General features: G+C 38.6%; 1 protein-coding gene. It reads left to right on the top strand.

Going from position 1 to position 661, the window contains the following annotated elements; genetic code table 11:
• The coding region (locus tag Nant_RS00015; protein WP_238377026.1) for a hypothetical protein at nucleotides 1-390 on the top strand (390 nt) is incomplete at its 5' end.
• Nucleotides 391-661: the final 271 nt, after the last annotated feature.

The following is a 661-nucleotide window of genomic DNA, read 5'->3' as shown; positions in this document are numbered from 1 at the left end:
ATTACTTTTCCAGGACTTGTATCCATGTTGGCATCATTTTTTTTGTCAGCAACATCTGGGAGCCATATTTTACTTGCAATTATCTATGCGCTTGTAAGCCATAGCGACTTCTTAAAAGGACGTATATTAGGTCATATCGTTGGGGGTAGTGCTGCGTTATTGCTGAGCTTGGTTATGGTTTTTATTTGTTTTCGAACTGACGGCGGAAGAAAAGTATTTGGTTTATCAGACTCTACAATTGATGATTGGATTCCTCTTTGGGTTGGGATTATAATTTTTACCTGGGTTGGGCTTACTTGGAGTTTGGGGACGTGGCAAGATGCATCTATCGTAGGAGTTGTTATTTTGATAGCGATAATTATTGTTGGTATATATCTACAATTTACCTGACCGATCGATGGGGTTAAGCTTGGTTTAAATCCCAGTCAACTCTAACAAATACTTTAGGGAAAACTCTACTCTAAAATGTGCCACTTAGTAAGCTATTCATTTTAGTGTGCTAGTAAGTTATTTGAATCGTAGCTTTAAGATTTAATTTATTGTATTAATCGATTGCGGCGTTAACGTGTTCTAAAAAACAATTATACATCGTAACATAACCAGGCCAATCAGCCGGACGCCTAAACGCGCCGGCCAAAAATAGGCCGCCACATTTAGTCGC

This window comes from Neptunomonas antarctica (assembly GCF_001305295.1).
GTDB lineage: Bacteria > Pseudomonadota > Gammaproteobacteria > Pseudomonadales > Balneatricaceae > Neptunomonas > Neptunomonas antarctica.
This window is presented reverse-complemented; position numbering and strand designations above follow the sequence as displayed.